The sequence below is a fragment of the Pseudomonas citrullilanati genome (assembly GCF_030580855.1).
Classification (GTDB): domain Bacteria; phylum Pseudomonadota; class Gammaproteobacteria; order Pseudomonadales; family Pseudomonadaceae; genus Aquipseudomonas; species Aquipseudomonas citrulli.
This window is the reverse complement of record NZ_JAUQOP010000099.1, coordinates 1-525: the sequence shown is the minus strand read 5'-3', so window position 1 is coordinate 525 and position 525 is coordinate 1. Positions and strand designations below refer to the sequence as shown.

Genomic DNA, 525 nt, shown 5'->3' with positions numbered 1-525 from the left:
TGTTCCTGTCCACCCGCCGCAACGGGCGCTCCCTGGGGGACATGGTCCGCGAGGAAATGGGCCGCATCCCCGGCACCATCGCGCTGTTCGGCTGCTTCCTGATCATGATCATCATCCTCGCGGTGCTGGCGCTGATCGTGGTCAAGGCGCTGGCCGAGAGCCCGTGGGGTATCTTCACGGTGATGGCGACCATCCCGATCGCGATGTTCATGGGCCTCTACATGCGCTACATCCGCCCGGGCCGCATCGGTGAAATCTCCCTCATCGGCGTGCTGTTGCTGCTGGGCTCGATCTGGCTGGGCGGGCAGATCGCCGCCGACCCGGTCTGGGCCAAGGCCTTCAGCTTCACCGGGGTCCAGATCACCTGGATGCTGATCGGCTACGGTTTTGTCGCCGCTGTGCTGCCGGTGTGGCTGATCCTGGCGCCACGGGACTACCTGTCGACCTTCCTCAAGATCGGCACCATCATCGCCCTGGCGATCGGCATCCTGGTCACCATGCCCGAGCTGAAGATGCCGGCGCTGA

At 65.0% G+C, this 525-nt stretch carries 1 protein-coding gene; it reads left to right on the top strand.

Translation table 11 applies throughout. From position 1 onward, the window contains the following. Positions 1 to 525: carbon starvation CstA family protein (locus tag Q6A48_RS25925; RefSeq protein ID WP_304557319.1), on the top strand; the 525-nt coding region annotated here is incomplete at both ends.